The sequence below is a fragment of the Streptomyces sp. bgisy100 genome, assembly GCF_057709105.1.
Genome location: NZ_JBYITE010000041.1, coordinates 41,218 through 67,156, shown reverse-complemented (window position 1 = coordinate 67,156; position 25,939 = coordinate 41,218). Strand labels below are relative to the sequence as shown.

The window sequence follows — 25,939 nt, the reverse complement described above, 5'->3', positions numbered from 1 at the left end:
GTAGGCCAGGGAGCACGTCAATTGGTTTTTATGGACTCGTTCATGGTTTTGGGGAACTCTTGACCCTTGGCCGGACGTACGATGACCGGCTGGATCGAGTCGTCGCACTGTCATCAGCACGGGGGAACGCATGCGTCATTTCGGGCACCTGTCGCCCGGCGTCCGCCAGGGACTGTTCCACCGTGAACCGGCCGAGTTCACCGCGGATGCCCCGGCCCGTACGCTCGCCGCCGCCCTCGGCGCGACGCTCTACAGCCCCGCGACCCGTCCCCGGCTCGCCGAGGACGTGCTCAAACAGGCGGCCCGCGGCGTGGTGTCCATGGTGCTGTGCCTGGAGGACTCCATCAGCGACACCGAGGTCGCGGCCGCCGAGGACAACCTGGTCCGGCACCTCACCGCCCTCCACGACGGCGCACGGGACCACCCGCTGCTCTTCGTCCGCGTCCGGGAACCGGGGCAGATCCCCGACCTCGTGCACCGGCTCGGGCCCGCCGTGCGGACCCTGTCCGGATTCGTGCTGCCGAAGTTCACCGAGGAGCGCGGAGTGCCCTTCCTGGAGGCGCTGACCGCGGCCGAGACGGACTGCGGACGGCGGCTTTTCGCCATGCCCGTCCTGGAGTCCCCGGAACTGCTGCACCTGGAGAGCCGCCCCGAGACGCTGGCCGGCATCCGGCGGACCGTCGACAAGTACCGCGACCGCGTCCTGGCGCTGCGGCTCGGCGTCACCGACTTCTGCTCCGCGTACGGACTGCGCCGCCCGCCCGACATGACCGCCTACGACGTCCAGATCGTCGCCTCGGTGATCGGCGACGTGGTGAACACCCTCGGCCGGGCGGACGGCACCGGCTACACCGTGACCGGGCCGGTCTGGGAGTACTTCCGGCTCCAGGAGCGGATGTTCAAGCCGCAGCTGCGGCGCAGCCCGTTCACCGGGCGCGCCGAGGAGCTGCGCACCGCGCTCATCGAGCACGACCTCGACGGGCTGCTGCGGGAGATCGAGCTCGACCGGGCCAACGGTCTGCAGGGCAAGACCTGCATCCACCCGTCGCACGTCACCCCCGTCCATGCGTTGTCCGTGGTCAGCCATGAGGAGTTCAGCGACGCAGCGGACATACTGAAACCGGAACGCTGTGGCGGCGGAGTGCTGCGGTCGGCGTACACGAACAAGATGAACGAGGTGAAGCCGCACCGGGCGTGGGCCGAGCGCACGCTCCTGCGGGCCGAGGTCTTCGGGGTGGCCCGGGAGGACGTGGGCTTCGTCGAACTGCTCGCCGCGGGGCTGACATGACGGCCGCGGGCCGCGGCGGGCGGACGGGCGGACCGGGGACCGGTTCTCCGGGGAAAGGTTCCTCCAGGACCGGGGCGCCTCCCGGGAGGACGGCGGCGGACGGAGCGGCTGCCGCGGACATGACGGAATACGGGCCGGTCGTCGACGGGACGGCCGCCGACAGGACGGGAGAACGGCGCGGCATGGTGTGGTCGGGGCAGTGGGTCGCGGACCGGCTGGGTGTGGAGCTCACCGGGGACGAGGAGCTGACCGGCCTGCTGGGCCTGGCGCTGCGCCGCAACCCCAAACGGGCCCACCTCCTCGTCTCCGACGTCCTGGGCAAGCACGTACCGCAGCGGCCGGACGCCGTCCACGGAGCGGGCTTCGGGCTGGGCCGGCGGGTGCGCGAGCTGCTCGGCGAGGAGGCCGCCGCGCGGGCCGTCGTCCTGGGCTACGCCGAGACCGCCACCGGCCTCGGCCATTCGGTGGCCGACGGGCTGGGCACCGCGCCCTGCCTGCACTCCACCCGCCGTCCGGTGTCCGGGGTCGGGCCGGCCGCCGAGTTCCAGGAGGCCCACAGCCACGCCACCGACCACCTGCTGCTGCCCGAGGACCCGGAGCTGCTGACCGGGGACGGCCCGCTGGTCCTGGTCGACGACGAGTTCTCCACCGGCAACACCGTCCGCAACACCATCCGCTCGCTGCACGCCCGCCACCCGCGCGACCACTACGTGGTGGTCGCCCTCGTCGACATGCGGTCGGCCGAGGACCGGGAGCGGCTCGACGCCTTCGCGGCGGGGCTCGGCGCCCGGGTGGACCTGGTCGCCCTGGCCGCGGGCGGCGTCCGGCTGCCCGAGGACGTCCTGGACCGGGGCCGCCGGCTCGTCGAGCAGCACGAGACCCCGCCGCCCGCGCCCGCGGACACCCACGCGGCGGTGCGCGTCGACCTGGGCTGGCCCGCGGGCCTCCCGGACGGCGGGCGGCACGGCTTCACCCCCGCCCACCGGGACGCGCTCGACCGGGCCCTGCCGGGCATGGCCGCCCGGATCGCCGCGGCCCTGCCCGCCGGGGCCCGGCGGGTACTCGTCCTCGGCTTCGAGGAGCTGATGTACGCGCCGCTGCGGCTGGCGCAGGCCCTGGACCGGGCGGTGGGCGCCGAGGTCCGGTACTCCACCACCACGCGCTCCCCGGTCCTCGCCGTGGACGCCCCCGGATACGCGATCCGCACCCGGCTCGTCTTCGGCGACCACGACGCCCCGGCGGATGGCCCCGGGCACCGCTACGCCTACAACGTCGCCCCCGGCAGCGACCCCGGCCGCCGCTTCGACGCGGTCGTCACCGTGGTCGACTCCGTCGGCGACACCCCCGAACTCCACGCCCCCGGCGGCCTGCTGGCGCATCTGGCCCCGCACACCGACCGGGTGCTGCTCGCCGTGGTGCCCTCGTACGTCCCCGCGCCGGCGCGGAACCGCAGCGCGCCCGGCGGCGAGCGGCGGGACGGTGCCTCGGCCGGTGACCGGCAGGACGACGAACACGCCCCAGGCGCATCCGGTGCCGGCCGGCCGGGCACCGGGGCCCTGCCGGAGCCGCTGCGCGGGCCGGCCTTCTCGTCCTACGCCCCCGACGACGTCGGCTGGCTCCTCCAGGACTTCTCCGAAGCCGCACTGGAGGCACCCACCGAGGAGCGGGAGGAGGCCATCCAGCGGGGCGGCGCCCACTACGCGGAGTCGCTGCCCGTCGAGTACCAGCCCGACGCCGCCTACCAGGAGCTCTTCCGCTCCGCACTGGACACCTCCGCCGCCCGGATCGCCCGCGCGGTCGGCACCGTCACCGAGACCGTCCTCGCCGAGCGCGGCGGCGCGGACCGCCGGGGCGGCGGCCCGGTCCTGGTGTCGCTGGCGCGCGCCGGAACCCCCGTCGGCGTCCTCATGCGCCGCTGGGCCCGGCACGCGCACGGCCTCGACCTCCCGCACTACGCCATCTCCATCGTGCGCGGCCGGGGCATCGACACCACGGCGCTGCGCTGGCTGGCGGCCCACCACGACCCGGCCGACGTCGTCTTCGTCGACGGCTGGACCGGCAAGGGCGCCATCACCCGCGAGCTGGCCGCCGCCGTCGCGCCCTTCCCCGGATTCGACCCGGAGGTCGCGGTGCTCGCCGACCCGGGCCGCTGCGTCCGCACCTACGGCACCCGCGAGGACTTCCTCATCCCCTCAGCCTGCCTGAACTCCACGGTCTCCGGCCTGGTCTCGCGGACCGTGCTGCGCGCCGACCTCGTCGGGCCGGACGACTTCCACGGCGCGAAGTTCTACCGCGAACTGGCCGGCTCCGATGTCTCCGGCCACTTCCTCGACACCGTCGCCGCCCGCTTCGCCGAGGTCACCGACGACGCCGCCCGCGACGCCAAGGAACTCATGGCCGCCGACCGCACCCCCACCTGGGAGGGCTGGGCCGCCGTGGAGCGGATCAGCGAGCGGTACGGCATCCACGACGTGAACCTCGTCAAACCCGGCGTCGGCGAGACCACCCGCGTCCTGCTGCGCCGCGTCCCCTGGCGGATCCTCGCGCGCCGCGGCGCGGGCGCCGACCTGGACCACGTACGGCTCCTCGCCGAGCAGCGCGGCGTACCGGTCGAGGAGGTCGACGGCCTGCCCTACACCTGCGTCGGCCTGATCCACCCCCGCTACACCCGCGGGGCGACCGGCACCGACGGCCGGGCGGTGAACGCGTCATGACACCGGTTCCCGCCGCCCCCGTCCTGGTCGCCAGCGACCTCGACCGCACCCTGATCTACTCCGCGGCCGCCCTCGGGCTCGACATGCCCGACGACCGGGCCCCCCGGCTGCTCTGCGTCGAGGTCTACCAGCACCAGCCGCTCTCCTACCTGACCGAGACCGCGGCCGGTCTCCTCGCCGAACTGGCCCGCGCCGCGGTCTTCGTGCCCACCACCACCCGCACCCGGGAGCAGTACGGCCGGATCCGCCTGCCCGGCCCCGCCGCCCGGTACGCGATCTGCGCCAACGGCGGGCACCTCCTGGTGGACGGCGTGTCCGACCCCGACTGGCAGGCCCACGTCCGCGGCACCCTGGACTCCGGCTGCGCCCCGCTCGCCGCCGTCCGCGAGCACCTGGTGCGCTCCGCCGACCCGTCCTGGCTGCTCAAGGAGCGGGTCGCCGAGGACCTCTTCGCCTATCTCGTCGTCGACCGGGAGCTGCTCCCCGACAACTGGGTGAAGGACCTCGCCGACTGGGCCGAGGAGCAGGGCTGGACCGTCTCGCTGCAGGGCCGCAAGGTCTACGCCGTGCCGAAGCCGCTCACCAAGAGCGCCGCCCTCGCCGAGGTCGTGCGCCGCACGGGCGCCGGCGAGGTCCTCACGGCCGGGGACTCGCTCCTCGACGCGGACCTGCTGCTCGCCGGCGACCGGGGCTGGCGTCCCGGCCACGGCGAACTGGCCGACACCGGCTGGAGCGCGCCCCGCGTGACCGCACTCGGGCTGCGCGGGGTGGCCGCCGGGGAGGAGATCCTGCGGGAGGCGCTGCGGGCCGTCTCGGGGTGAGCCAGGATGACGGCATGGCTGAGTCGAAATCGAACCCGCTGACCCAGGAGCTCTACGACTACGTGCTCGCGCACAACCCGCCGCTCGACCCGGTGCAGCGCGAGCTCGTCGAGACCACGCACACCGCCCTCGCCGATGTCGCCGGCCTCCAGGTGGCCGAGGAACAGGGCCCGTTGCTGGCCTTTCTGGTACGGCTCACCGGCGCCCGGCACATCGTGGAGGTCGGCACCTTCACGGGCCTGTCGACCCTCTCCATGGCCGAGGCGCTGCCGCCCGGCGGCCGGGTGATCGCCTGTGACGTCTCGGAGGAGTGGACCGCGTACGGCCGCGCGGCCTGGGCGAAGGCCGGGGTGGCCGACCGCGTCGACCTGCGGATCGCGCCCGCCCTCGACACCCTGCGCGGCATGCCCGAGGAGCCGCACATCGACCTGGCGTTCCTGGACGCCGACAAGGAGAACTACATCCCGTACTGGGAGGAACTGGTGCCCAGGATGCGGCAGGGCGGCCTGGTGGTCGTGGACAACGTGCTCTTCCACGGCCAGGTCCCCGACCCGGCCGCCACCGGCCCCGCGGCCTCGATCCGGGCGTTCAACGACCATGTGGTCGCGGACGACCGCATGGAGTCGGTGCTGGTCACGATCGCGGACGGCCTGACGCTGTCCCGCAAACGCTGACGCGACGGCCCTGAGCGCCGGACGGCCGGAGGTACCGGCCGGTCCGGGAGACAGCGAGGGGCCCGGGCCTCCGGGGTGGTCACGGGCACGCCGACCGCCCCGGCGCCCGGCCGCCCGGGAGGCAGCGGTGAGGGCCGGCCAGGAGGCGGCGGTGAGGGCCGCCCCGGAGGGCAGCCGTGGCGTCCGGTCAGCCGCAGCAGCCGCCACCGCAGCAGCCGCCCCCGCCGCCACCGGCGGGCGCGGCCGGAGCCGAGGCGGTGCCGCCCACGGCGACGGTGGACAGCAGCTTCACCGTGTCCTGGTGGCCGTCCGGGCAGGTGGCGGGCGCGTCGGACTCGGCCATCGGGCGGTTGAGCTCGAAGGTGGTCCCGCAGGAGCGGCAGCTGTACTCGTAGCGAGGCATGGCCCCAGAGTATCCGCCCCGGTGGGGGAGCGGTGGTCCTCGGCGGCCCTCCGGCGCAGTTGGCCGGAACGCTCGGCCGGGGCGGCCGGAACCGACGGCTGTAACCGACGGCTGTAACCGATGGCCGGAACCGAGGCTGGAAGCCGCGGCCCGGTGCCGGCTCGTGCGTCCGCGTACCGGCCGTCCCCGTTCCCGTTCCGCCGTCCTTGTTCCGCCGTCCCCGTCCCGCCCGTCGGCCACCCGTCGGCGTCCGCCGTCAGTCGCGCTGCCGGGCCTGGATGCTCAGCCGGGTCGCCCTGGCGCGCAGCGCCTCCTGCTCCCGCTCGGCCTGCTCGGGGTGCCGGGACCGCCAGTACGGGTTGTCGTGCGGCAGCGTCAGACTCACCCGCCCGTACATCCCGAAGATCATCAGGAGGATGCCGACCACAAAGCTGAACAGGACGTTCTGGATGCGGAACGCCAGGAAGTTGACGTCGGTCTCCAGCAGCGCCAGATTGACGAACCCGCTGAGCAGGAACCCCACGCTGACCACGATGTTCAGCGTCGAGGCGAAGTTCCCGCCGATCACCATGCCGACGAAGAGCAGCACGCCCACGACGATCGACAGCACGCTCAGCGCGCCGTTGGTGTTCAGCCCGGCCACCGTGTCACCGCCGGTGTCGAACACCCCGATGTTGCCGGTGAGTCCCACGATGCCGAACGCCAGCAGCACCAGCCCCATGACGCCGGCGCCCACCCGGTAGACCTTGCTCAGACGGTGGTCGACGGGCAGGTGCTCGTCGAGGCGGATCCTCCGGCGACGCGCGGACCGTTCGCTCCGTGGAGTCCCTTCACCCCGTGCGCTCCGGTCACTCCGCGGGCTCCGGTCACTCCGCGCGCTGGGGTCGGCGGCCATGGAACCGCCTCCTTCCCCGGTCGCGAGCACGGGCGCGTACCGGGCCGCGCCCACTCCCAGCATCCGCTGCCGCAGCGCACCCCGCCACTGAGCCGGACCGGCGGGGACGGGGCGGGACGGGGCGTGCCTTCGGCAGCGGCCGTATCAGGGCTGCCGCTGCCGGGAACCGCGCGCGACGAAGCCGGGCCGCACGGGGCAGAGACGCTACTGAGCGCTCCCGTGCCCCAGGTCCTCGCGGATCCCGGCCACCGCCCGCGCCACGGTCCGCCGGACGCCCTCGGTCTCCGTGAGGAAGTGCCAGTAGTCCGGGTGCCGGCCCTCCAGGCCCGCCACGGCCCGGTCCAGCCGGGCCACCGCGTCGTCCAGGGGACGCGCGTGCCGCGGGTCCGGTGTGCTGCGCCCGGCCATCGCGAGACGCTGCGCGTCCCGGATCGCGAACCGCGTCCGCTCGATCTCCCGCGAGGGATCGGTGGACACCTCGTCCAGCCGCCGCAGCCGGTCGCCGGCGGCCGACACCGCGTCGTCCGTGGTGTTCAGCAGCGCCCGGACCGTGCTGAGCAGCGACGTCGCGTCCGGCCAGCGCTGGTCGCCGCGGGCCGCCTGCGCCTCCTTGAGCTTCTCCTCGGCCTGGGCGACGGACCGCGCGGCTTGCTCCGGCACCGGCTGGAGGTCCTGCCAGCAGGCGGCGCTGTACCGGCGGCGCAGCTCGCTGAGCACCGGCTCGACCCCTTCGGACCGGGTGGTCAGCGCCTGGGCCCGGGTGCGCAGCGACACCAGCCGGCGGTCGATCTCCGCGGCCTTCTCGGGCAGCCGCTCGGCCTCGCCGCGCACGGCCTCCGCGCCCCGCAGCACCTCGTCCGCGCGGCGGATCGTCTCCTGGACGCCGTGCTGCCCCGCCCCCTGGTTGAGCTTGGTCAGCTCGGGGGAGAGCGCGGCGAGCCGGGCCGCGAGGTCGTCGGCCCGCAGACCCGAGGCGCGCACCCCATCGAGGGCGCGGGTGGCGGCGAGCAGCGCCTGCCGGGCCCGTTCGACCGCGGGGGCGAGCCGCGCGAGTTGCGTCTCGGCCTTCTCCAGCAGCGGCCCGAGCCCCTGGGCGAACCGGTCGAGGTCGACCTTGACCAGCTCCAGCTCGTTCCTGGCCCGGGTCAGATCGTCCCGGGCGCGCGCCGCGGCGGCCGGCTCCAGGTCGTCGCGGTCCAGGTCGTGCGCGTCCACGGCACCGATGTAGGCACCGCTGACGTCGTCGATACGCCGTCCGAGGGTCCGGAACTCCTCGACGGCCCGCCGCGCGGCGGCGGAGTCGTCCACGGCGGAGATCGTCTCGACGGAGATCCGCAGGTCGCGCTGGGCGGTGTCGAGCTCGTAGAAGGAGGCGGCAGCGGCGTCCTTGGCGGTCTGCGCGTCGGCCCGCTGGTTCTCGCCACGGCCCCACCAGCGGCGCGTCCCGCCGCCCGCGAAGGCCGCGGACGCGGTGACGGCCAGCAGCGCCAGCGGAACGGTGACGAGGGTGAGCACATCCCGGAGGACACCTGCTCGGTCCGGCGGCTCGGGGGTGCGACGGTGGCGTGCTCGCTGCGTGTACGGCTGCTGTGGTGTCGCCGTCACATCCCTCTCCCGTGCTCTTCCGCCCCTGCCCGGTGTCATTCTCCCACCCGGCAGGGACGAACACACGGGCCTGGTCAGTTCCCTGTACGCACCGTGATGTCGCCGTTGTCGCTGCGGGCGGTGACGGTGTGCCCGCTCCGGTCGCTCCGCGGCACCGAGACGTCGGTGTCGCCGTTGTCGGTGCCGGTCTGGACCCGGTACCGGGCGCGCGGCAGCTCGACATCGGTCCCGCCGTTGTCGGTCCAGGTCTCGACCCGGTCGGGCACCCGGGTGAAGGCGAGCCGCACGTCCCCGTTGTCGGACCGTGCGGAGACCCGCCCTGCCCGGGTGCCGGTGGCCGAGACGCCGCCGTTGTCGCTGCTGAGGTCGAGCCGCCCGCGGCTGTCCGTCACCCGTACGGTGCCGTTGTCCGACGCCAGCGTCAGCGGGGTGCCGAAGTTTTTCGCCGTGAGATCCCCGTTGTCCCCCTTGACGGTCACCGCCGCCGCACGGGGCACCTTGATCACATGCCGTGCGTCGCAGGTGCTGATCAGCCCGTCGCAGTCGACGCCGATCCGCAGCTCGCCACCCTCCATCCGCCAGTAGCGCTCCACGTCCCCGCCGACCGCGGTCCAGCCCTTGAACCACCGGGTGACCTCGATCTTCTCCACATCGGCGGGCACCAGCTCGACGTCCGTGTTCTCCGCGACCACGGTCAGGGCGGGCCCCCGGAAGGCGAAGTCGCGCCGCTCGGGCGCCGTGTCCTCCGCGGCATCCGCACTGCCGCAGCCGGTGGCGGCCACGGCGAGCAGCAGCGCCCCACCGAGCGCGACCACCGACCGGCCGGCGCGGCCACGGGGCGTACGGACCCCGGCGCGGGCGGGCGTGGGGGCGTCGGCGGCCGTACGGGCGTCGGCCGCCGTGCAGGCGTCGGCGGTGTGGAGGTGGGGCGGACGGTGGCGGAGAGCCACGGTGATCTCCCGGGAAGCTGGTAGCGACTAGGACGGACGGTGGTGGCGACGAGGACGAAGGGTGGTGGCGAAACGGGTGGCGACGAGGACGGAAACCGGTAGCGACAAGGACGGGGAACGAAAAACGCTCCTTGACTGTATGGAGTCGGACATGTGCGACGGCATCCGGCGGCCCACCGGGGGCGGGGTGGGGATAACCCGAGGTCCGGGGCTCTCCTGGGGGCCGGCCTTGGGTCCGGGGCATGCGGGACGGGCGGGGAGTGGGCTCGTCCCGGTCAGGGCGGACGCCTCGTTCCTTGGCTGGGAGGCCGGGCTGCCGGGCTGCAAGGGCCGGGGTCGGGGGCCGGGGGTGCCCGGCCCTGCCCGCCAACGGTTTGGAGCTCCGGCCCGGGGGCCATGTACTCTGTCAGCTCATCCCAGGGCGCATAGCTCAGCGGTAGAGCGCTGCTCTTACAAAGCAGATGTCACAGGTTCAAATCCTGTTGTGCCCACCAGCCAGAAGACCCCCGGCCGATCATGGCCGGGGGTCTTCTGACATCCACGTCCGACGGCAACGGCAACGGCAGCGGTCAGCCGGAGCCGGGACGACGCTTCAGCATCCGGTCGAGGTGGCTCACCGCCTCACGCCGGGTGTCCTGCACGACGTGCGTGCAGACGTTTATTGCTCGGCTGGGAACCCCAGCCGAGCGCCTGTCCGGACTGCTCGCGCGACCGATCACGCCGTCATCATGAGGCACGACTCCGGATTGCTCTCCGACGAGGAAGTGCAGCGCCGATACTCAAGCGTCTTGAATCCGTGCTTGCAGTCGTTCGGTGAGCACAACATCATGCGAAAGCCGCTCCAGCTCCTGCGCTTCCACATCCACGTCCTGATGCTTGAGGATGTCGGCCAGGAAATTCCAGTAGCCGGCCGCCATCTGCTCATGCGTTTCGCCGTCGTTCGGCTCGTCCGGCCCGACCACCGTCCGGGCATCCATCTCGATGTCCTCGGCCGAGATCCGCAGCGGGGTGTCCGTTGGAGCCGATGAGCTCCAACCCCACCCGCGGTCATTGAGCAACACCAGGCTGCGGCCATCCGCAAGTACTACCTCAAGCCGTGCCGTCACCGACACGTGCCGAGCGCCCGTGGCGCCTTCATCAAGATCGACGTGAGTGACCAAACGAGTCACAGCAGTCACGTTGCCCTCCTCTCGGCTCACCAACTCCTGGCCCGAGCCGTTGCTGAATGGTCACGATGTCCAGGACTGGCTTCTGGCATACCCGCGCGCTTCCTGGACCGGCCTCCATCAGCAACCGACCATCTACCCTGGCTGCAACTTTCGGATACCGCGGCGGCGGAGATGCGCGCGGCCGACGGGTTCAGAGCGGCCGAGTGCCCCTTTTCCCGGGCGCTGGCGGCGTGCTGGTGAGCCCGGCAGACGGTGGAGTCCACCGACACGGTCCAGCCGACCTCGTCGTTGGCATCCGCCGCGGCCAGGACGGTTAGCAGGTCCGGTGCTTCCACGCGATGGCCTCAAGGGTGCGGCGGTGGTCACCACACTGCCGCCCACGGACCGGATCGGCCGGCATCAGCGGCTCGATCCGGTCCCACATGGCATCAGTGATCACTCATCGGACGGGACACATCCGATCAACTCACCAACCCATCAAAGAGGCACGCTCTAGTCGTGCCGCTGAAGAGAGGTGCCCTGTCACCAGGAGATGCAGGTCTCCGGGACCCAACCGTGATTGCCTCGATATGTGACCTCGGTCCACATGTCATAGGTCTTCCCGCAGCGCTTGTACTTCTGGCCCTCCATGCCGCCCAAGAAGCAGCCCGTCTTTCCCTTGGGGAAGAGTGCGACAGCGGGGCTGGAAGTATTTCGCGACTTGCGGATCCGGAGAGTCTCCTTGGCCTTGAGTGTGTCGAGGGAGCACTTGGCACTGGCCTTGACGGGCGCGGCGTTGGCCGACGCGGTCAGCCCGATCGAGGCGACGGCGAGTGCGGCGACGGCCGCCGCGGTGGCAATTCGATTCCTGATCACGTGTTCTCTTTCAACGTCGGTGCTCTGGCGGTCAGCAGTTCCGCGACACGGCGGCAGCATCGAAGGCCGCGGACGCACGCGGGGGCGGGGCGCCCGGCGCTGGGGCGGACGCCCTGCACGTTCCCTGCTCGGGCATGGTGGAAGGGTGGTCGAATGACCACCCACAGGCTAACGCACGATCACGCGCATTAGAAGCTCTTCCAGGGCCGGACCACTGGCCAACAGGGCGGAACCCAGTGTCCTGAGTCGGATGTTCACGGGCGGTTACAGGGCGGGGTGATGCCTGGTCCGAAGCCGCTGTCGCTGGAGTTGTCCGATCACGAACGCAGGGTGCTGCGGGGCTGGTTGTGCAAGCAGACGGCACATCAGGCCCTGGTGCTGCGGTCGAGGATCGTGCCGGCGTGCGCGGAGGGCCTACCGAACGCGCAGGTCGCACAGGGTCTGAGTGTCTCGCGAGAGACCGTACGCAAGTGGCGGACTCAGGACGCTAGCGGGCGAGATCCTCCAGCCCCTCGTGCCCCACATCCGGGGCGCTCAGGGCCAGCCAGCCGTGGCCGCGGATCTCGGCGTCCTCGTCGACCGGGATCGGGTGCACGGACAAGTACTCGCAGGCCGTCATGGCGTTGGCCGTCCCTTCGTTGGGCTCGGCCTCGTCGAAGTCCGGGTCGAAGTCCTCGTCGTCGACGGCCCGTGTCTCCCACGGCAGCGGATCGCCCACCCACTCGGGGCTGCTCTCGCGTGCGTACCGGCGCCGGATCCGGCCCGCTTCGGCGACCACCCAGACATCCGCGCCACCCGCGATGTCCTCGAAGAACATCTGGGCCTCGCCGCAGTGGGCGCTCAATCGCTCCACGGCGCCCATCATGTCCTCCCAGTCCCAGCCCACAGCGCTGTCCAGGTTGCCGTATATCAGGCGCCAGCCGTCGATTTCGGGAGTGACGAAGACTGGGACGGCGTCCGACCGGAACGGCAGGTCGGACACGTCGAGCCCCTCGGAGAAGGTGACCGGGACCCGGTCGTGGAGGCCGAGCGCCGCGAACAGACCTTCATGGCTTCTGCCGGGCACCACGTACCACCACGAGGTGGGCAGATAGAACGGCGGCTTCTCGTCCACCGCCTTGAGCAGGGCGCGGCGCGCCAGCAGCGTCCTGTCCCGCTCGTCCAGCCGGTCGGTGAATCCGGCTTCCAACAGGGTGCTCAGGCGACTCTCGATCATGGTCCGGGAGCCTACCTGCGGGGGCAGACACGCTCCGGTCGGAGCCGGTGGGGGCTGCACGCGATGAGGTTCACGGACAGGAACCGGCCGCCGCTGACCCACCAGCCGCCCACCACGTCCTCGCCTGCCGCCAGCCGTCGGACGGTCTCCGTCCGGTCCGGAGCCGGCACGTGTGCGGGGAACGCGTCACGGTGCGCGTCGAGTTGCTGCTCGTACCAGGTGGCGCCGGACTCGGAGTCCTCGAAGGTGCCGTGGATCAGCTCGGGGGCCTTCATCAGCCAGTCCGCGCATTCCAACGGCATGACGGGCTGCGTACGGAAGTCGGGGGCCGTCGGCCGCCGGATCGCGTCGCCCGGCCGGATGAGGGTGTCGCCGTGACCGAGCCAGGTGTATCCGTGGTGGTGCCTGCCCATCTCTCTCCCTCATACGTCGGTGGCCCCTGGGTCGGTGGCGGGTGTCGGTGGCCCCGGCCGGAGCCGAGGCCACCTGGTCAACGGCGGCTCACGTGATCAACTACGGCTGTTCACGGCCACAACCGTCGCCGTCGCCGCAGCCGCCGGAGGGGTTGCCTCCCTTTCCGTCGTCCTCGTCGCCGCCGTACTTGACCGCATCGGGCAGGTACCGCATGGTGACCCCCTGTGCTGTATCGGCGCCCGGTCCGTCCGGGCACCGGTCGTGCACTGCCTGGCCCCTGGTGGGCCGCCCGTTCCGGCCGGGGTCCGGCCAAGGAATCGGCCGGAACGGGTCTCAAGGGGCTGCCGACGGAGGGGGGAACGCCGCCGGCAGCCAGGTCTCGGACACACCTCTCAGGTGCGGCGGCGCTCGTAGACGGGGCAGCCGTTCATGGCCGGATCGAAGGGCCGTAGCCGGTGGATGCGCATGCAGTCCGGGCAGGCGTACTGGATCGCGCCGGGTCCGCTGCCGGTTTCGATGACGGCGATGAGGGTGGGCTGGTCGGTCCGCCCGGTGCACCAGGTGCACCACTGACCGGTACGGATCGGTTCTCCGGTGCTCATGGCTGCTCCCGGTGTTCGGCCAGGAGCCACTGGCAGTCGCGGGCCAGGGTGGTGACCTGGATGTGCGCGGAGAGCGGGCCGTCACCGAGGCCCTGTCCGGCCTGGTGCCGGATGCCGTCGACGCGTGCACGGCGGGTGTACCACGCCAGACTGCCGCGCCAGAGCCGGTCGGTGGCGGCGTCCGCCGCGGGGAGAAGGGCGGTGATGTGCTTGCGGAGGGTGGCTTCGAGGCGAGTGAGTTCGTCTGGGTCGAGGCGGCCGGTGCCGGTGAGCAGGGCCCGGTCGATCGCGGCCTGGATGGTGGCCCGGTCGATGGGGGAGGGGCCGGCCGCCGCGCCCGGCGGCCGGCCCTGAGAGGACGTCATGGTCGGCTCCATGTACGGACTGTGTGCTTGCAGTCACATACTGCCGACAGGGGAAGGCCCTGGTGTTCACAGGCTGTGAACACCAGGGTCCTTGACCGGCCGTCAGTGGAGCGCTACACGCCGCACCACAGGGAGAAGTCCCGCAGAGGGTCCGGGACGCGTGCCTGTGCCCGGCGCAGTGCTGCCGCCGTCTCGTGCACCTGCGGGTGATGCCGTGTCATCTGCGGGGCCACCTCCCGGGCCTTCACCAGGGAGGCGAATGCCTCGTCGTGCCGGGCGGTCCACACCTGGGCCCGGGCCAAGTCGATGTAGAAGTGTCCGGCCCTGCCCGGCGGGTAGTCCTCCGGGATCGTCACCTTGGCCGCATGCTTCAGCGCCAGGCCGTGTTTGTCCTGGTCCGCTGCTGCCGCCACCGCATGCAACCGGACGTTGGTCGGGCCGAAGGTCAGCTCGTAGAAGCTGGTTTCTCCGGTGCCCCGGGCCAGTCCGCGCGCTTCGTCCAGCCAGGCGTCAGAAGCCTCTTTGTCGCCCCGCCGGGAGGACAGGATCGACCCTTTGAGATGGAGCGCGCCGAGGACGGCACGGGTCTGCGGCGCCCCGTCGTCATCGAGGTCCCGCAGCGCCTGGTTCACCAGGCGGAGCCCGGTGTCGATCCCCGGCCGGCCGCTCTCGACGCTGGTCTGGGCGCGCATCCATCGTTCGACCGCCACCTGTCGTGGGTCACCGGACTCCAGGGCGACCTGAGCCATCCGGGACAGGGCGAGCCGCGCGAGATGCATCTCGCCGACCCGGTACGCCACCCGCCACACGCCGCGCGCGGCCTCGGCCTGGAGGCCGTGCAGCTCCTCGCGGGTCCGGCCGGGCCGGTCGTGGAGGTGAATCGCGTGGGTGATCTCGGAGATCAGTGGGGGCAGAGTCTCCGCCAGGCCGCCGAGGTCAGCGGCGGCGCGCATCGTGACGGTGTGCATGACGGCGGCGCGCAGTTCGTCCACCGGACGTGGCGGGGGCGCGGCCGGATCAGGGGTGAGGTCCCAGTTGTCGAGCGCGCTGCCGAGCGGCTCCATCATGCGGTCTATACGGTCCTGCTGCATCTGCTCGCGATAGGGCTGTCCCCGTAGATGGGAGACACCCACGTCGAGGGCGCGGGCGACCGCGGCCACGATCTCCTCGCCGGCGTTCCGGTCTCCTTTCTCGATCATGGAGAGCATGGAGGCGGAGACGTGGGAGCGCTGGCCGAGCTGTCGTAGTGAGTAGCCGCGGACGGCTCGCAGTTCCGCGATCCGCCGCCCGATTCCACCGGTGGGTTCGTCGGTGCCGTAGGGCATGCTGAACTCCGTTCTGACCTAGACATTCAGAACGGTACTCCTGGGCTCTTCCAGGGTTGCTGCGAACGGCCCGCCTCGGCGGGGCCGTTGCGCTGTCCGACGTGAAAGGACCGGAACTGTCATAGGCTGCATGACAGCCGGGCCGCAGGGTGACGCATCGTTTCGTCCCGAGCCAGGCGCGACGAATCCGGTGAACGTCTTCGGTAGGGCGCGTCGTGCGGTGTCTTACAGCTAAGCGGCCATCTCCTTCCGTATCCGATTAAGCGCGTCCGCAGCGGCGGCATGCTGGGCGGGCAACCTGGCTCCCGCAGTGCGCATGATGCGCTGGAGCTGGTGAGGAAGGCGTTGCACGGATGCTTCCCGGGTGGCGCTGTCCAGCGACTGGACGGCGCCACCGTGGTCGTCCGCAAGCAGCTGGACGTGCGCGACGGTGACGAGCTCGATGACGCGCCACTGGGGGGCCATGACTGTCGTAGCCATCGGACTGTGCTCCACCAGCCGCATTGCCGAGTCCGTTCGTCCAGTGGCAACGAGACCTCGCAGGCGAATCTCATGCAGCGAGAAGGAGTTGAACAGGCTGGTGTGGTCGACGCGGGAGAGCAGGTCTTCCGTCTGCCGCATCACCCGGTCGAAGAGGTGAACATTGCCCAGAGCGCCGGCTGCCCGCGCGAGGAGCGGCAGTACGGCGGCTCGGGCGGTGTCATCGGGGGCGATGGCCGCAGCGCGGCACAGCCGCTGGACGGCGGCCCCCCGCAGGTTGGCCTTGCGCAGCTCGTTGCCGTGCATGCGCAGTGCGTATGACCTCATGCCGGGATCTTGGAAGTATTCGACAACGTCCAGGCTCTTGGCCGTCCAGTGAGCCGCTGTGGCAAGACGCTCCTCCGGCAGCACGTTGCCCAGGGCCACGCCGAGCCCCACTCGGGCACGGGCGAGCAGGTACAGCACGTCGCGCTCGGTGTGGCCTTCCTCGACGCGAGCTTCGAGCCGGGCGACAAGGGGCCACAGTTCGGCGTCGGCCTCGGAGGCGTGGCCGGACTGGCGGGTGATTTCGGCCAGCCGGACAGTGGATTCGCCGAACTGCACCATTGCCCGGTGGTCCGTGTCGGAGCGGTCGGTGATCCCGAGTACGTGCGGAGGCAGTTGCAGGGCTTCGCAGAGCCGGCGGCGGGAGCTGACGTCGTCGAGAGCGCGCTTTCCCAGTTCGAGGGCTGAGATGTAGGTCTTGTCGTAGCCGAGGAGTTCACCGAGTGAGGCCTGGTTGATGCCGTGCACCCGCCGGTAGAACCGCATGATGGCAGCAAGGTCACCTGTGGCCAGAAGGAGTTGGGCCTGTGGGGTCGCCCAGTGCCATTGCGCGTGTTGGGCGGCGGGACGGGGAGCCGGGAGCGGGCTCGATGCCGTTCGTTGCACGATTTCACCCCGTCCGTCGTGGACGCTAGATTCGCTCGGGGTCGACCAGGGTGGCTGGGTGGTCCGCGCGGCCGCACCAGGCAGCGACGGCCTGCTTGTAGCCGTCGGGCATGTTCAGATCGGGTACTTCGTCGGCGGTGAACATGCCGAGTTGCTTGTGCTCGTGGCTGATGACCGGCGGCCGATCGGGGGTCGACACGGTGCATCCATAGGTGACGATCAGTACTCTCCGGCCGGGGATGGGCTGGTAGATCCATGTCCCGCCGGCGATGAGGGGACCCGCCTCCACCTCCCAGCCGGTCTCTTCCTGGATCTCCCGTTCCAGTGCGGCCTCGGGGCTGGCGTCTGTCGGTACGGTGCCATCGGCGCTACCGATCTCCAGACGTCCGCCGGGCAGTTCCCATTCGTCGCGCTCGTTCTTCAGCAGCAGGACGCGGCCTCGCGTGTCCAGCGCGACACCTTTCACGGAGACGGGCCAGAGCGGCGGCGTGTACGTCATGTCTGTCCTCGTGTCCTGCGGCATGCGACCCGGGCTCTCGGAACGTAGCACGCATCACCCAACCTGACTTCACCATGGGTGATTTGCCCGAGTCGACAATCAGTCGCTTTACCCCGAAGCCCAGACTCTCCACTCTGATCACGTCTGGCTCATTCGAAGGAGTACGGCGATGCATGATGCCGCAGCAGGCTCCGTAACGTTCTTCACCGATCACTACGTCAACGCCCGTGCTGCACAGGCCAGCGATATGATCGCTGTTCAGCTTCGCGAGACCGGTCTCGTCACTGTTGACGGACTGCGGAGCCGTCACCACGTCCTCGCCTTTGCCTCCCGGCTGATGGACCTCACATCGCACCCGCACAGCGCACAGGACGGGTTGACGCTGATCCGCGACACGGGCAGCCATGCCTACCGCGCAGGCTTCGCCGGACTCGGCAACGGTGAACTGCAAGCGCACACCGAGCGTTCCGGCACCCCTCAGCCACCTCGCCTGATGCTGCTGGTGTGCTTGCGTCCTGCGCTCACTGGCGGCGACGTCCTCATTGCCGACGGGGCGCACGTCTACGGCCGTCTTTTGGATAGCTGTCCCGAAGCGGCCATGAAGTTGGCCCAGCCCCGCACGGCTTGCTACGGAGCCGGGGTCGGTTACGCCACCCAGGTCATCACCGCTCACACGGAGGGACGGATCTCCATACGACTGCGCCAGGACAGTCTGGCCCGGTGGAGCCCTGTCGTCCGGCCGTACCTCCCCCACCTACGCGGCGCCATTGCCGACAGCCAGCACCGCATTGTCCTTCAGGCCGGGCAGGGGTACCTGCTCGACAACCACCGGTGGCTTCATGCCCGTATGCCCTTCTCCGGGGACCGGCGGCTGCTCCGTGCACTCGGCGAGCCGTGCTTCTCCATGCCCAATGGCTTCTCCCCGCTCTCCTCGGCCGTCCTCGGCCGCCCCGCCAACCACGATGGTGAGGAGGCGACAGTGAAGGGCGCCGAGCGAGTAGAGGTCGGCACCACGATGTTCGACGCGCGCCATCCGCATCGGCCTGGCCATGGGAGACCAGAGGCGGAGATGAAGCTCAGGCCCATTCATGGCGACAGAGCACGGATGTGCCGCGGCCAAGGGCACTAGCAAGTTCGTCACCACCACTCGAACCAATGAGAGGTCACGACTATGAACACCACACAAACCCCGGAACGTGTCGAGCTGGGTAAGTTTTTCGAGGTGAGCGCCCAGCAGTTCGAGGCCGGCCGCCCGGCGCCCCAGATGTTCTGCCCCGCCATCGACGTCGAATGGCATCGTCTCATGCACACCGCTGAGTATGCCGAATTCACTGCGCAGCACGCGGGGCAGTTATTGGGGCACAGGAGGAGCCACGGGAAAGGCCCTATCTCCTGGATCTCCGCATACGAGGACATGCACGGAGCACTGCCGGAGATCTGGTTCACCGGCATTGACGGACAGGTCGACGAGAGGCGATTCACCCACTACCGGGAGACGGGGGAAGTAGTCGCCGAATGGGACTGTTCCCCCGTCCCTGGCGACGGCGGCGACGTGGTCCCGGAGCGGCGCAAGGCAATCGCACCGTGACCAGCACGCACGCTGGCGGAGCGCTCCGACCTACGGCCGGAGCGCTCCGCCTCATCGAGGGACGCACCACCAGGCCGCAGTCAGTGGACATCACCGACTATGTGCACGCCGTATCGAAGCACTGTCAGTATCTGGCGCCCTCGATGGCACGGGGGCTGACGGGGTGGACGGTGTTCGAGGTCGTCGGAGACGCGGAGTCGAGCGAGGCCGAGGTATTCCATGCCGGCGTACAAGCAGCGGAGCGGATAAGGCCGTTGGCGAGTCGGCCGCACGGGGCGCTCGTATGCGAGAACATTGTCCTTCTCGCTGGTGACGGTATCGACCATCGTGAGTTGATGGCTTGGCCGCACTGGGCATTGAAGAACCTGTATGGGCCCATTGGGCTGATGTTCGGGAAGTTCTGGGCGGGGGAACAGGGCAAAGACCGCTACGGCCGCAGTATCCCGGTGCCCCCGTGTTCGTTCCTTCCGGTGCGGGTGGCTGTGCGCGCTCGCGATCCGCGCTTCTTGAGCCGGACACCGGAGCTTGCCGCCGCCGTGGCGGGTGCGGCGGACGACGGGTGCGATGTGATCAAGGATCTCCCAGAGGACTGGAAGGCAGTACGCACATGGGCGACGCAGCTCCTGGCATGACAGTACCTCCACACGAGGCAACCGACCGCCTGGCTGAGCGGTTCGGCTCTCCGGTCGACGCGGACCTGCTCAGCGACAGGCGTGGTTCCAGGGCCTGGAAGGTGACCACGCCGGACATGCTTCTGGCGCTCAAAGCCAACACATCCAGCAGTCCCGATGCCCGGGACAAGGCCGCAGAGATCGACCAGGAAGACCGCCACCTCATCCACTTGACCAAGGTAGGCGCCATCGACGCCGCATACCGTCTCGACGCCGGCTCCTGGGAGAGCGGCCGGTGGCTTGCCGTGCGGTGGATCGACGGCGTCCCAGTGTGGCGCGCCCTGGCCCTGGCCCGCGGCACTGAAGGAAATCGCCCCTCCGTGCATCCTTGGCTGCTGGACATCGCCCGAACCTGGGCCCAGCGCCTGGATGCCTTGCACGCTGCCGGATGGGCACACGCCGACGTCCAGCCCACCAATACACTCGTCGATTCCGCTGGCGTGCACCTGATCGACTACGCGCTGGCGTGCGGCACCGACGACGCCGGACGATTGCCGTACCGGGGTGCGCTCACCCACACCACAGCCCCCGAAGTCGCAGACGCCATCCTGTCCACCAGTGAGGACACGCATATCCGCGTTCAGCCGCCGGCTGATATCTGGGGCCTGGGCGCCTCACTGTTCTGGTGCTGGACCGGGCGTCGCCCTGTGGCATACAGGGACGACGCCGACCGAAGGGACAAGCTCCAGTCCATCGCGCAAGTCCGCACCGTCCCGCTGGAGGAGGCCCGGCCGTGGCCCTTCCCCACCTTCGAGAACCTCATCACCACGTGTCTGGCCCCCGACCCCGACCGGCGGCCTACCGCTGCCGAGGTGACTGCCGCCCTCGCTGAGTCCACACAGTGATCGAATTGCGGAGCCTCGTGCTGGATGATGCTCCGGCTGTCCAGCGGATCTACAGCGGCGCCTCGCTGGCCTTCACTCGTGCTAACCCCATGACCGCACATGAGGCAGCGGAGTACGTGGAGAAGGCCATTACCGAGGCAAGTACGACTCCACGTGAGCGCTGGTGCTTCGCCATCGTTTTCAGCGGTGATGTCGTCGGCCTGGTGAAACTCCGTGAGCGCGGGCGGAGGCATGCAACCCTGAGCTACATCTTGCGCGATGACACCTGGGGAAACGGCTATGCAACGGAAGCAGTCAAATGCGCCGTTGCTTTCGCCTTCGCTCATACGGAGATCACCCGTCTCAGTGCAAAACACCACCCTGACAACCCGGCATCGGGCAGCGTTTTGATCAAGGCCGCATTCGTCCGGACCGGCACGATGCCCACCGGATCCGCACTCGGCCGAACGGGGGTCAACTTTCCGGTGTACGAAATCCGTCGGCCGCACGATCCTCACACCCCGGAGTAAGCGACTGGGGCATGGGGCAACGAACGTGGCCGCTGAGGAGCCCCCTTGCTGTATCGGCGCCCGGTCCCGGCACCGGACGTGCACTGCCGTGGCCCCTGGTGGGCCGCCCGTTCCGGCCGGGGTCCGGCCTTCCGGTGGGGGTCCGGCCAAGGAATCGGCCGGAGCGGGTCTCAAGGGGCTGCCGACGGAGCGGGCCGCCGGCGGCCCGGTTGATGGGGCTCTTCGAAAATCTCTACCCATTGCTCTTCGCCTCACGGGGTTTCCGGTTCAACTGAAGGGTTGCTTTGGTCAGCGTGTCGGGAGGTACCCTGCCGCGCCTTTGAGAGTGCGGATGACGGGGGCGGTCTCGATGGATCGGATGGCATCGAGTGCGGCTACGCGTTTGGTGAGGTAGCGACACAAGTCTTCGGCATCACGGCAGTTGACAGTGGCGACAAGGTTGCTGGGGCCGGTGGTCATGGCGGCGAAGGAGATCTCTGGGTGTTCGGCCATGGCCAGCGCCACGTCGGAGAGCCGGGAGGGCTGCACGGACATCCAGAGCCGCGCTTCGGTAGGGAAGCCGAGAGCGGCTGGGGCGACGTCGACGATGAAGGTGAGGATTCCGTTCCGGCGCAGTGCGTCCAGGCGGCGTTTGACGGTGGAGTCCGCGTTGCACGCGACGGTGGCGAGCTCGGCGTAGCTGGCCCGTCCATCGCGGGCGAGGACGTGCAGCAAGGCCCGGTCCTGCTCGTCGAGGGCGACAGGCCCGGCGGCCGGGGACGTGGGCGCGGGGCGGAGTGTGCGGGCCTGTTCCTCGGTGAGCCAGGCGGAGCCCGCCCAGGTGATGGGCAGTGCGGTGGCGCGCAGGAGGAGATGCGCGGAGACCGCGGTGACGCGGCTGGTACGAGGGAGCTTGTCGAGCAGCAGGGCGTTGCGGTCGGCGGCGGTTGGTGTCTGGACGTTGCAGGAGATCTCCGTGCCTCCGGAGAGCAGGTGCACGTAGGAGGTGTCGGGCCGGGCCGCCAGTGCGCTCGCGATGGAGCCGGCCGCATCAGGAGTGCACTGCACCCGGAGCGTCCAGGACGTGTAGCCCAGCCGTACCCCGTTGACCACTCCGACGACCCGCAGCAAGCCGGTCGACCGAAGTCGCCGGTATCGGCGGGCGACGGTGTTCTCCGAGACGCCCAGCACCTCAGCGACCGCGCGGAACGACACGCGCCCGTCGATCTGCAGGGCGTGGATCAGGCCACGGTCAGTCGCATCCAGTGTGACGGTATCCATCGATTCAGGCTATTGCATGACGGAATCCTGCATTCATGAGCTGCTGGCCGGCATCGGGTCTACGTACCGGTGATCGTGACGGGGATGAAGGCGCGCCGGCGCAGCACAGGCAAGGAGAACTTTCGATGACTGCCAAGAACACGATCCTGGTCATCGGGGCCACGGGCAATGTGGGCCGACAGGTGGTGTCCCAACTCATCGCCGTCACCACCTGCAAGGTGCGGGCACTGGCCCGCAACCCCGCGGCCGCCGGACTTTCCGATGACGTCGACGTACGGCAGGGGGACCTGGCCGACCCCACCGCACTGGAGGCGGCTCTGGAAGGCGTGGACGCCGTATTCCTGATGTGGCCCTTCCACAGCGCCGATCCGGCTGCCACCGTCGTGGACGCCATCAAGCGCCACACCCCCCGGGTCGTGTTCCTGTCGTCCGGCGCCGTCCAGGACGGACTCACCCCCGAGCAGCAGCCCCACCCCGTGGGCCAGTCCCATGGACACGTCGAACACCTCATCGCGCAGTCCGGGCTCGCCTGGACCCACCTGCGCCCCAGCACCTTCGCCACCAACACCTTGTGGTGGGCCGATCAGATCCGGGCCGGTGACATGGTGCAGGGAGCCTACGGAGCGGTACCCATGGCGCTCCTCCACGAGGCAGACATCGCCGCCGTGGCCGTACGTTCCCTCACCCAAGACGGCCACGTTCATGCCGTCCATCACCTGACCGGCCCCGAGGTCCTCACCCAAGCCGAGCAAGTGCGAACCATCGGCGAGATGCTGGGCCGTCCCCTCCAGTGGCAAGAGTTGTCCCGCGAGAAAGCACGCCAGCGACTCCTGGCCGACGACAACTTTCCCGACCCGTTCGTGGATCCCCTCCTCGACGGCTACGCCGACATGCTCGCCGCCCCTCGCCCGAGCATCACCTCCACAGTCGAAACGGTCACCGGCACACCCGCCCGCACCTACCGCCAATGGGTGGCCGATCACGCTGCCGATTTCGTGTGACGCTGTGCCGACCGCGCGGCACGAACATGGCCGTCACACAGGGGTGAGGAACAAGAGCAGGACTGGCGAACACGGCGAGCACCGGTGGGGATCTTCAGAGAGCTTCAACACGATCTCGGGTGCATCTCTCAGGTGCGGCGGCGCTCGTAGACGGGACAGCCGTTCATGGCCGGATCGAAGGGCCGTAGCCGGTGGATGCGCATGCAGTCCGGGCAGGCGTACTGGATCGCGCCGGGTCCGCTGCCGGTTTCGATGACGGCGATGAGGGTGGGCTGGTCGGTCCGCCCGGTGCACCAGGTGCACCATTGACCGGTACGGATCGGTTCTCCGGTGCTCATGGCCGCTCCCGGTGTTCGGCCAGGAGCCACTGGCAGTCGCGGGCCAGGGTGGTGACCTGGATGTGCGCGGAGAGCGGGCCGTCACCGAGGCCCTGTCCGGCCTGGTGCCGGATGCCGTCGACGCGTGCGCGGCGGGTGTACCACGCCAGACTGCCGCGCCAGAGCCGGTCGGTGGCGGCGTCCGCCGCGGGGAGAAGGGCGGTGATGTGCTTGCGGAGGGCGGCTTCGAGGCGAGTGAGTTCGTCTGGGTCGAGGCGGCCGGTGCCGGTGAGTAAGGCCCGGTCGATCGCGGCCTGGATGGTGGCCCGGTCGATGGGGGACGGGTTGGTCGCTCGGCTCATCCGAACGCCTCCGCGGGCAGACGCAGCGCAGGTGTACCGGTCAGCGCGTTCGCGAGGGCGGCAGGCGCGGTGAGGCGGCCGGAGCCGTCAGGAGCCTGTACCCAGTACGGGCCGGGTGGTTGAAGCCGGTCCGGAGTGGGGACGGCCAGGTGGCAGGTGTCGCCGAGACGCTCGGTCCCCTCGACCTGCCAGCTTTCCGAGGTGTCGTGGGGGACAAGCACGTAGACCGTGCGGCCGGCGGGGTCATGAATGACTGGTCCGTCGATGGCGTCCAGTTCTGCGACGCGAAGCCCGTCAAGGGCAGGGAGTCGAACGGCATCCCAGACGCGGCCCAACGGGAGAAGCCCGACCGCATCGTCGCTCGCCCATCGGTCGGCGCGGCCGGGGTCGGCTCCGGCGAGCCACCGGCGGGCTGCGTTGGTACTGCTGGTGGACACGTAGATCCCCTCACGTCACGCGTTGCGGTCAGTGAGGGGATCCTTTCTCGCGGTAGTGGCCGTGCCCGCACAATGTGTACGGGGTGAACCTTGGGCGATTCCCTTGACCAGCTGTCAGACTCCTGCCCAACGAGCGAAGCCAGCGAGACTGTCGTCCTGTGACCGGTCCAGACGCACCAGCGTCGCCGCTGTGCTCCTCACCGTGGGGTGGAACCGGACGTGGTTGGGCGAGAGGCGGCGCGCCTCCAGCAGATCCCGGTGCGCTCCGGCCCGGTCACCTTCGGCCAGCCGGGCTGCTGCCACATCGATGTGGTGGTGGCTTGCCCGTTCCGCCACGATGCCCGCAGGCAGCTCCCACTCCTCGCGGTCCTGTTCGACTCCCCACTCCCGCAGCCGGGCGAGCGCTTGCTCGGTGTCGCCCGTATCGATCAGTGCCGCGACCTCGTGGATTCTCACGTTGGTCGCTCCGAAGCTCATCTCGTAGTGGGTGCTGTCGCCGCGTAGGTAGCCGGCACACCCCCGAGCATCGGCCAGGCGCTCCTGCGCCCGCTCCAGGTGTCCGTCACGAGCTTCCAGGATGGCGAGCTTCAACAGGACGGCACCCTGCACCGCGAGGTGCGGGTCGGTGAGGGACCGCTCCGGGGAGAGTCGTTCGACCTCGTCGATCAGCCCCTCCAGAACCCGGCGGGCGCTGGCATACGTGCCCATGCGCACCATCGCTCCGGCCTTGAGGTAAGCGGCGGTGACCTGCATCAACGGATCGCCGGACCGGTCGGCGGCCCAGTGCACCCGTTCCACCGCGGTCAGGCTGAGATCGTGATAGCCCAGTTTGTGGGCAAGGGAATTGGCGGCTCGGTAGCCCCGGGCCAGCCACCAGTAGGCCTGTCGCTGCTGCTTGCCGGACGACGTGAGAGCGATGTGGGTGAGCTCGGTGAGCAGCCCGGGCAGCAGTGGCCCCATCGGTACGTAGCGGCCGGCTTGCCGCATTGCGGCGACGTGGTCCATTTCGGCGACGAGGTCCGCGAGGGGCCGGGCAGGGGTCACCAAGTCGTCGGGGTTGTCGTAGGTGAGCAGTACCCGGCGGAGTTCTGGGATGACGGCCTGGACCTGCTCTTCGGTCTCTGCGCCGTTGACGTATGGCTGGCCCGTGAGGCGGTCCGGCCCTACGTTCAGGGCGCGCGCGAGTTGGGTGACGAGGCCGGGGGCCGGGTTCCGGGACCCGCTCTCGATTTTCTCCAGCAGACTGACGGAAATAGTGACTCGCTCGGCGAGCTGCCGGACCGAGAGCTGACGGACCTTCCGCATCTCCCGGACGCGCTTCCCCACGTGACGCTCGCTCATGATGCCCCCAGCTGTACGACGCTCGGACGGCCAGCGTATGGGGTGACCATTCCGCACGACCAACATCCGCGGTGAACTCCCTGTTGCTTCTTGACGCCGGGCGCAGCAGCACTGGCGGCCACCGCAGCCTTCGCGCGACTGAGCACGGACGGCCGGATTCTCCGTACTCGTGGGCGGACTTATCGCTCTCCCGGCCGTCTCCGTACTCCGAACGGGTGGGTGTCCCCGCCCTTGGTGGGGGTCCCCGAGGGGGCGAAGAGGGCTTCGGTGCCCTCGGCGCGGCTCGGTGTCGCGTCGGCGCTACGCCGTTCGGGTGATGGTCGCCTGTTACGTGCCGTGGGGTCCTCAGGTCACCCGGGGGGTGTGCCGATGACGGGGGAGAGGCGGTGTCGAAGCCTCGGGG

At 70.2% G+C, this 25,939-nt stretch carries 28 protein-coding genes, 1 tRNA gene and 1 pseudogene; 11 read left to right on the top strand and 19 right to left on the bottom strand.

Going from position 1 to position 25,939, the window contains the following annotated elements:
• Positions 1–130: 130 nt before the first annotated feature.
• The 4 genes from AC3EQ1_RS23995 (at position 131) to AC3EQ1_RS23980 (ending at position 5,497) form a co-directional block, all read left to right on the top strand.
• Complete coding sequence (locus AC3EQ1_RS23995) at positions 131–1,288, top strand: HpcH/HpaI aldolase/citrate lyase family protein (protein WP_432096400.1); 1,158 nt, start codon at positions 131–133, stop codon at positions 1,286–1,288.
• A gap of 182 nt (positions 1,289–1,470) precedes the next feature.
• A complete protein-coding gene (locus AC3EQ1_RS23990; RefSeq protein WP_432096406.1) occupies positions 1,471–4,002 on the top strand; it encodes a phosphoribosyltransferase in 2,532 nt (843 codons plus the stop codon).
• On the top strand, positions 3,999–4,823 hold the full coding sequence (locus AC3EQ1_RS23985; RefSeq protein WP_432096399.1) for an HAD family hydrolase: 825 nt from the start codon (positions 3,999–4,001) through the stop codon (positions 4,821–4,823). Before AC3EQ1_RS23990 ends, AC3EQ1_RS23985 begins: the two co-directional genes overlap by 4 nt.
• Positions 4,824–4,837: 14 nt before the next feature.
• Positions 4,838–5,497 (top strand): O-methyltransferase, encoded by a 660-nt coding sequence (locus AC3EQ1_RS23980; protein ID WP_432096398.1) that lies wholly within the window; start codon positions 4,838–4,840, stop codon positions 5,495–5,497.
• 187 nt (positions 5,498–5,684) lie between these two features.
• Here AC3EQ1_RS23980 and AC3EQ1_RS23975 read toward each other — a convergent pair whose 3' ends face one another.
• The 4 genes from AC3EQ1_RS23975 to AC3EQ1_RS23960 all read right to left on the bottom strand — a co-directional run bounded on the left by AC3EQ1_RS23975 (position 5,685) and on the right by AC3EQ1_RS23960 (position 9,350).
• On the bottom strand, positions 5,685–5,900 hold the full coding sequence (locus AC3EQ1_RS23975; protein ID WP_351510189.1) for an FmdB family zinc ribbon protein: 216 nt from the start codon (positions 5,898–5,900) through the stop codon (positions 5,685–5,687).
• 256 nt (positions 5,901–6,156) lie between these two features.
• Positions 6,157–6,795, bottom strand: a complete 639-nt coding sequence (locus tag AC3EQ1_RS23970) for a DUF4383 domain-containing protein (protein WP_432096397.1) — start codon at positions 6,793–6,795, stop codon at positions 6,157–6,159.
• 204 nt (positions 6,796–6,999) lie between these two features.
• The gene (locus tag AC3EQ1_RS23965; RefSeq protein WP_432096396.1) at positions 7,000–8,400 is read right to left on the bottom strand and encodes a hypothetical protein; all 1,401 of its coding nucleotides are present in this window, start codon (positions 8,398–8,400) and stop codon (positions 7,000–7,002) included.
• Between the two features lie 74 nt (positions 8,401–8,474).
• The gene (locus AC3EQ1_RS23960) at positions 8,475–9,350 is read right to left on the bottom strand and encodes a DUF4097 family beta strand repeat-containing protein (RefSeq protein ID WP_432096395.1); all 876 of its coding nucleotides are present in this window, start codon (positions 9,348–9,350) and stop codon (positions 8,475–8,477) included.
• 419 nt (positions 9,351–9,769) lie between these two features.
• Between AC3EQ1_RS23960 and AC3EQ1_RS23955 the strand changes: the two genes are divergently transcribed.
• A tRNA-Val gene (locus tag AC3EQ1_RS23955) sits at positions 9,770–9,844 on the top strand.
• Positions 9,845–10,129: 285 nt separating this feature from the next.
• Here the strand turns inward: AC3EQ1_RS23955 and AC3EQ1_RS23950 are convergent.
• The 10 genes and pseudogenes from AC3EQ1_RS23950 to AC3EQ1_RS23905 form a co-directional block, all read right to left on the bottom strand.
• Complete coding sequence (locus tag AC3EQ1_RS23950; protein WP_432096394.1) at positions 10,130–10,528, bottom strand: hypothetical protein; 399 nt, start codon at positions 10,526–10,528, stop codon at positions 10,130–10,132.
• A gap of 147 nt (positions 10,529–10,675) precedes the next feature.
• Positions 10,676–10,943 (bottom strand): annotated as a pseudogene (locus AC3EQ1_RS23945) (IS5/IS1182 family transposase); the annotation flags it as partial.
• Between the two features lie 98 nt (positions 10,944–11,041).
• On the bottom strand, positions 11,042–11,374 hold the full coding sequence (locus tag AC3EQ1_RS23940; protein WP_432096393.1) for a hypothetical protein: 333 nt from the start codon (positions 11,372–11,374) through the stop codon (positions 11,042–11,044).
• A gap of 487 nt (positions 11,375–11,861) precedes the next feature.
• The gene (locus AC3EQ1_RS23935) at positions 11,862–12,590 is read right to left on the bottom strand and encodes a hypothetical protein (protein ID WP_432096392.1); all 729 of its coding nucleotides are present in this window, start codon (positions 12,588–12,590) and stop codon (positions 11,862–11,864) included.
• Between the two features lie 11 nt (positions 12,591–12,601).
• Positions 12,602–13,003 (bottom strand): hypothetical protein, encoded by a 402-nt coding sequence (locus tag AC3EQ1_RS23930; RefSeq protein WP_432096391.1) that lies wholly within the window; start codon positions 13,001–13,003, stop codon positions 12,602–12,604.
• A gap of 393 nt (positions 13,004–13,396) precedes the next feature.
• Positions 13,397–13,606, bottom strand: coding sequence for a hypothetical protein (locus tag AC3EQ1_RS23925; RefSeq protein ID WP_432096379.1), 210 nt, complete (start codon positions 13,604–13,606; stop codon positions 13,397–13,399).
• A complete protein-coding gene (locus tag AC3EQ1_RS23920; RefSeq protein WP_432096390.1) occupies positions 13,603–13,971 on the bottom strand; it encodes a DUF6415 family natural product biosynthesis protein in 369 nt (122 codons plus the stop codon). Before AC3EQ1_RS23920 ends, AC3EQ1_RS23925 begins: the two co-directional genes overlap by 4 nt.
• 113 nt (positions 13,972–14,084) lie before the next feature.
• Positions 14,085–15,296 carry a helix-turn-helix domain-containing protein gene (locus AC3EQ1_RS23915; protein WP_432096389.1) on the bottom strand — a complete coding sequence of 404 codons (1,212 nt, stop codon included), beginning with the start codon at positions 15,294–15,296 and terminating at the stop codon, positions 14,085–14,087.
• A gap of 231 nt (positions 15,297–15,527) precedes the next feature.
• Complete coding sequence (locus AC3EQ1_RS23910; protein ID WP_432096388.1) at positions 15,528–16,586, bottom strand: helix-turn-helix domain-containing protein; 1,059 nt, start codon at positions 16,584–16,586, stop codon at positions 15,528–15,530.
• Between the two features lie 145 nt (positions 16,587–16,731).
• A complete protein-coding gene (locus tag AC3EQ1_RS23905; protein WP_432096387.1) occupies positions 16,732–17,205 on the bottom strand; it encodes an NUDIX hydrolase in 474 nt (157 codons plus the stop codon).
• A 169-nt stretch (positions 17,206–17,374) separates the two neighbouring features.
• On the opposite strand from AC3EQ1_RS23905, the gene AC3EQ1_RS23900 reads away from it, so the two are divergent.
• The 5 genes from AC3EQ1_RS23900 to AC3EQ1_RS23880 all read left to right on the top strand — a co-directional run bounded on the left by AC3EQ1_RS23900 (position 17,375) and on the right by AC3EQ1_RS23880 (position 20,818).
• The gene (locus AC3EQ1_RS23900) at positions 17,375–18,334 is read left to right on the top strand and encodes a TauD/TfdA family dioxygenase (RefSeq protein WP_432096386.1); all 960 of its coding nucleotides are present in this window, start codon (positions 17,375–17,377) and stop codon (positions 18,332–18,334) included.
• 42 nt (positions 18,335–18,376) lie between these two features.
• Complete coding sequence (locus tag AC3EQ1_RS23895) at positions 18,377–18,793, top strand: hypothetical protein (protein WP_432096385.1); 417 nt, start codon at positions 18,377–18,379, stop codon at positions 18,791–18,793.
• An 83-nt stretch (positions 18,794–18,876) separates the two neighbouring features.
• A complete protein-coding gene (locus AC3EQ1_RS23890; RefSeq protein WP_432096384.1) occupies positions 18,877–19,425 on the top strand; it encodes a hypothetical protein in 549 nt (182 codons plus the stop codon).
• The gene (locus AC3EQ1_RS23885; protein WP_432096383.1) at positions 19,401–20,309 is read left to right on the top strand and encodes a protein kinase domain-containing protein; all 909 of its coding nucleotides are present in this window, start codon (positions 19,401–19,403) and stop codon (positions 20,307–20,309) included. Before AC3EQ1_RS23890 ends, AC3EQ1_RS23885 begins: the two co-directional genes overlap by 25 nt.
• Positions 20,306–20,818, top strand: a complete 513-nt coding sequence (locus AC3EQ1_RS23880) for a GNAT family N-acetyltransferase (RefSeq protein WP_432096382.1) — start codon at positions 20,306–20,308, stop codon at positions 20,816–20,818. Before AC3EQ1_RS23885 ends, AC3EQ1_RS23880 begins: the two co-directional genes overlap by 4 nt.
• 288 nt (positions 20,819–21,106) lie before the next feature.
• Here the strand turns inward: AC3EQ1_RS23880 and AC3EQ1_RS23875 are convergent, their stop codons facing one another.
• Positions 21,107–22,078 (bottom strand): Lrp/AsnC family transcriptional regulator, encoded by a 972-nt coding sequence (locus tag AC3EQ1_RS23875; protein WP_432096381.1) that lies wholly within the window; start codon positions 22,076–22,078, stop codon positions 21,107–21,109.
• A gap of 125 nt (positions 22,079–22,203) precedes the next feature.
• On the opposite strand from AC3EQ1_RS23875, the gene AC3EQ1_RS23870 reads away from it, so the two are divergent.
• Entirely contained in the window at positions 22,204–23,079 is an 876-nt protein-coding gene (locus AC3EQ1_RS23870) for an NAD(P)H-binding protein (protein ID WP_432096380.1), read from the top strand.
• 128 nt (positions 23,080–23,207) lie between these two features.
• On the opposite strand, the gene AC3EQ1_RS23865 is transcribed toward AC3EQ1_RS23870, so the two are convergent.
• The 4 genes from AC3EQ1_RS23865 to AC3EQ1_RS23850 form a co-directional block, all read right to left on the bottom strand.
• On the bottom strand, positions 23,208–23,417 hold the full coding sequence (locus tag AC3EQ1_RS23865) for a hypothetical protein (RefSeq protein ID WP_432096379.1): 210 nt from the start codon (positions 23,415–23,417) through the stop codon (positions 23,208–23,210).
• On the bottom strand, positions 23,414–23,758 hold the full coding sequence (locus AC3EQ1_RS23860) for a DUF6415 family natural product biosynthesis protein (RefSeq protein ID WP_432096378.1): 345 nt from the start codon (positions 23,756–23,758) through the stop codon (positions 23,414–23,416). Before AC3EQ1_RS23860 ends, AC3EQ1_RS23865 begins: the two co-directional genes overlap by 4 nt.
• Positions 23,755–24,195 (bottom strand): hypothetical protein, encoded by a 441-nt coding sequence (locus tag AC3EQ1_RS23855; protein ID WP_432096377.1) that lies wholly within the window; start codon positions 24,193–24,195, stop codon positions 23,755–23,757. The genes AC3EQ1_RS23860 and AC3EQ1_RS23855 overlap by 4 nt, the downstream gene beginning before the upstream one ends.
• A gap of 114 nt (positions 24,196–24,309) precedes the next feature.
• Positions 24,310–25,536 (bottom strand): helix-turn-helix domain-containing protein, encoded by a 1,227-nt coding sequence (locus tag AC3EQ1_RS23850; protein ID WP_432096376.1) that lies wholly within the window; start codon positions 25,534–25,536, stop codon positions 24,310–24,312.
• Positions 25,537–25,939 lie beyond the last annotated feature (403 nt).